General features: G+C 36.4%; 4 protein-coding genes. 2 read left to right on the top strand and 2 right to left on the bottom strand.

All coding sequences use genetic code 11. From position 1 onward, the window contains the following. A partial coding sequence (locus tag ABY905_RS14650; RefSeq protein ID WP_372645186.1) for an AAA family ATPase occupies positions 1 to 355 on the top strand: 355 nt, incomplete at its 5' end. A gap of 216 nt (positions 356 to 571) precedes the next feature. Beyond that, positions 572 to 1378 carry a pyrroline-5-carboxylate reductase gene (gene proC, locus ABY905_RS14645; RefSeq protein ID WP_372645184.1) on the top strand — a complete coding sequence of 269 codons (807 nt, stop codon included), beginning with the start codon at positions 572 to 574 and terminating at the stop codon, positions 1376 to 1378. Between the two features lie 95 nt (positions 1379 to 1473). On the opposite strand, the gene ABY905_RS14640 is transcribed toward proC, so the two are convergent. Both ABY905_RS14640 and ABY905_RS14635 read right to left on the bottom strand, forming a co-directional pair. Beyond that, the gene (locus ABY905_RS14640; protein WP_372645182.1) at positions 1474 to 2625 is read right to left on the bottom strand and encodes an iron-containing alcohol dehydrogenase; all 1152 of its coding nucleotides are present in this window, start codon (positions 2623 to 2625) and stop codon (positions 1474 to 1476) included. Between the two features lie 233 nt (positions 2626 to 2858). Further along, positions 2859 to 3698, bottom strand: coding sequence for a helix-turn-helix domain-containing protein (locus ABY905_RS14635; RefSeq protein ID WP_372645180.1), 840 nt, complete (start codon positions 3696 to 3698; stop codon positions 2859 to 2861). Positions 3699 to 4134: the final 436 nt, after the last annotated feature.

The following is a 4134-nucleotide window of genomic DNA, read 5'->3' as shown; positions in this document are numbered from 1 at the left end:
GGAGGATGGCTTGGAATGGTACCTTGAACGCATAGAGCGTGCCGAAAGTATGATTATTGACTTGGTATTGCAATTGGAAAGCGTAGGAAGAGATTCAATTCTCGATTTGGGACTCTCCAAGTTTGAACATAGAGAGAAGTTCAGAAAATTTGCTGACAAAAATGGTTTTGAAATCAAACTTCATTTTCTTGATATTCCTAAGGAGATAAGATGGGATAGGCTTATGCAACGTAATCAGGAAAAAGGCGAAACTTTTGAGTTTGAAGTAAGTGAGGATAATTTCAATTTTATGGAAAACTGGTTCGAAAAACCAGAAGGAAAAGAATTGGAAAAATCAGTCATCTTTACAAATTAGAATCCTGATTAAGGTGATATAAATGATGTGCTGCTTTAGTACTGATACCCTTTGGTAATGCTGAAGATATAAAATTTTTCGAATTTATATGCCTAACTTGCAGCCCGAAAACTCAACACAAAACAACACAATTTTCTAATATCATTTTCAAGTTATTCTAACTGTTTTGTCTATTCAAAACAGGCTTGTTTGTGCGTATTCTAGAATAAAGAAAATATGACAATGAATTTAAAAAACAAAAGAGTCTGTATTATAGGCTGTGGAAATCTAGGAAAATCAATTTTGAACGGGTTAGTCGATGATAACGATTATCCATCTGAAAATATTATCGCAACAAAGCGAAGTCTTGCAGCCATTGAGTCGTACGAGGCGCATGGAGTGAGAATCACGACCGATAATGTTTGGGCAGTAGGCGAGTCGGATGTTATTATTGTTGCAGTTAAGCCTTATAAGGTTTTAAGCGTTCTGAATGATATAAAGATACATTTGAATCCAGAGAAACATATTGTTGTTTCATTGGCAACTAATGTGCATGTTAAGGAACTTGAGGAAGCTTTACCTGAGAATATGCCGGTTTTTAGAGCGATGCCCAATACGGCTGCTGATGTGAAAGAATCGATGACGAGTCTTTGTCACAACGAAGCAGGTACGCCAGAGCTGGCAACGGTTCAATACTTTTTTGATAAAATCGGGACTAGCATTACCATTAATGAGGAATTGATGGATGCAGCTACCGTTTTGGGTTCTTGTGGAACGGCCTTTGTACTACGTTTCATTCGCGCGATGGTACAAGGGGGAATTCAAATTGGTTTGGATTCAAAAACAGCTACTGAGATTGTAAATCAAACTGTAAAGGGAGCGGCAAATTTGTTGATCGAAAGAAAGAACCATCCTGAATTTGAGATTGATAAAGTGACGACACCAAAAGGCTGTACTATTCTTGGGTTGAATGAGATGGAACACAATGGTTTGAGTTCGTCTTTAATCAAAGGAATTGTAACCTCTTACGATAAGATTTCCTAGTCGGTTTTTGAAATTGACTTACTAAAATGCATAAAGCCTGAATACTTCTGTATTCAGGCTTTTTTGCATTCTGGAATCATATATTCGTGATTCGATTAAATAGTGATTGCTTTCCCTTCGTAACAAGCTTGATAGATCGCTTTAATCTCTTCAAATTTTGGTTTTCTAGGATTGAAAAGAGTACAAGGATCATCCATTGCATTCTGTGTTAATGTATCCAACTTCGCATCCCAATCTTCTTGACTAACACCGTACTCCTTAATAGAACCAACAACACCTGCTGCTGCACGAAGTTTTGATACTTCTTGAGCAAACTCTTCAGCACTTGTTTTTCCTGATAAAGCAGCAAGCTCGCAGTATTTATCTGTTACCTTAGAGTTGAAACGAATGACATTCGGCATCAAAATCGCGTTACCACAACCATGAGGAATACCGAAAGTACCACCAATTTGGTGAGACATAGAGTGAACAATACCCAACCATACGTTTGTAAAAGCCATACCTGCCATACAAGAAGCATCGTGCATTGTCTGGCGAGCTTCTAAATTATTTGGTTCTTCAATAACAGTAGGTAGAGTTTTGAATACAAGATCAATAGCCCCTTTTGCCAATGAATCGTTATAATGGTCAGCAATGTTCGAAACGTAAGCTTCAACACCGTGGCTCAATACATCAAGACCTGTATTTGCAGTAACATGAGCGGGCATACTTGCACATAACTCACCATCGATAATTGCAACATCAGGTGTTAACTCATGAGATACAATAGGGTATTTCGTTCCTTTCTTTCTGTCGGTGATCACAGATAGGCCTGTCATTTCAGTACCTGTCCCACTTGTTGAAGGAATCGCTACGAAATAAGCCAGGTTACGCAAAGGTTTCACAGCAAATGGAGCTGCTAAATCCTCTAGTTTTGAATCTGGATACTCATAGTATACCCACATCGCTTTTGCTGCATCAATAGCCGAACAGCCACCTAAGCCAAGAATAATATCGGGTTGCTCTTGAGTAAAGAACTCAGCGCCTTTCAATACGGTTTCGATTGAAGGATCAGCTTCAACACCCGAAAATACAACAGATTCGATATTCGCTTCTTTCAAATAGTTTTGTGTTCTTTCCAGAGATCCGTTAGCCTTAACTGAGTTTCCACCAATTACCATAACTGCTTTTTTCCCTTTTAATGTTTTTAGATTTTCAAGGCTACCTAAACCGTGAAAAATTTCTTTTGGTACAATAAATTTTGCCATAATCTTATTTTAATATTTGGTTTTTCATTTCACAAAAAAGTTCTTCTGATGATTATTCGATAGAACTCTAGTTGTTGATAACGATGGCAAAAGTAGGGTGGGGCGGTTTATTTTGACTTACTGATACAGTTCAATAACTTATTAAAAAAGGTCAAGTTTGTTTTTGAGGACTTATGGATTGATGTGAAAGGCTCTGTTGTTGGCTGATGTAAAGGTTTGTGTGTGGCTTTTGATTATTTTACGATTTCTGTTGGACTGATTCCAAATTTGTTTTTGAAAGCAATACTAAAGTTAGAAAGGTTCGAGTATCCAAAATCTAAATAAATATCGGAAACTTTTAAATCACCTTTCTCTATGAGTTCCTTCGCTCTTTGTAAGCGTTTATCTTGCAACCATTTTCCTGGTGAAACTTTATACTCTGCGATAAAATTGCGCTTAAAGGTTGATAAGCTCATATGGCAGAGAAAGGCGATTTCTTCCAGTTTTAAATTCGAATACACATGACTTTCAATCGTCTTTTTTAGAGGCGAACTCTCTTTAGATATTAAGGAGTACAAATACAACTCAAACTTCTCACCGTATTTGGTAATCAGGTATAGCATGATTTCTTCGAACTTAACTGAAAGTAAGTTGTCATTAAAATTCGATGGCATCAAACTCATTTTCGATAATGAATCCAGGTATGAAGCGATATACGCATCGTTTTCAATCACGAAAAAAGGAATCTCATCTTTAAGCCCCTTTTCTTTATTGACATACTTTTCTAAAAAAGCTTTAAGTCTAACTTCCGAGAAAAAAAGAAGCTTGCAATAATAGATATCGTCATTGTCGAGTAGTTCAGTCCATAGCCAGTTGCCTTTTCGTATAAGCAGAGATTGTTCCTTATTTACAATGACCGATGCATCAGCAAAATGAACTTGTTTTTTACCCACTTGCAAAAAGCTAAACATGTTCATGCTTAAGTTGACCTTGCTTTTAACAACATCGTTGGTCATTTTAAAATCATAAACAAACAAATCCTGAATGGGCTCGTCTTTTTTAAGATATATTTCCGGGATATTTTCTATTGACATGCTATCTTTTTTCTAGAATCGATATGACGACTTTTGATAAGGCAAATATAGGGCTTCATTTTAAAACTTGGGGACGTTATAACAAAATGGAATTTGATATGAAAATTAGGCTTGATTGATAACCTTTCGAAATCGATTTCATAAATGACAGTTTAATTTATGATAAAATGATTTATAGGATGAATTCCAAAGTGACTTTTTGTAAAGCCCTGAGTTTCGTAATCCTTTGCGAAGCGAAATTCGATCTCCAGATCAAAAAAAATGATGAAAAAATAAGGTTTTGAACGTCGGGATAATCCGTTGAGATTCTTCTTACCTCGATGGGGCATTTCTATTGGGCTTAGGCTTTATTCAGGTTTCCTTTTTGATTGGAATAGTTCTGTTTTTTAAGGCTTGAAACTGTAATAAAAGGGAATCTGGGGTTTGCTTTTCCTAT

Source organism: Ancylomarina sp. (assembly GCF_041555295.1).
In the GTDB taxonomy this organism is placed as follows: domain Bacteria; phylum Bacteroidota; class Bacteroidia; order Bacteroidales; family Marinifilaceae; genus Ancylomarina.
Note: the sequence above shows the minus strand (reverse complement) of the source record. Positions and strands in the feature narration are given on the sequence as shown.

Bases quoted from the DNA above. Each gene is read 5' to 3' on its own strand.
- ABY905_RS14635 (WP_372645180.1), bottom strand. From the start codon at position 3,698: ATGTCAATAGAAAATATCCCGGAAATATATCTTAAAAAAGACGAGCCC.
- ABY905_RS14640 (WP_372645182.1), bottom strand. From the start codon at position 2,625: ATGGCAAAATTTATTGTACCAAAAGAAATTTTTCACGGTTTAGGTAGC.
- proC (WP_372645184.1), top strand. From the start codon at position 572: ATGACAATGAATTTAAAAAACAAAAGAGTCTGTATTATAGGCTGTGGA.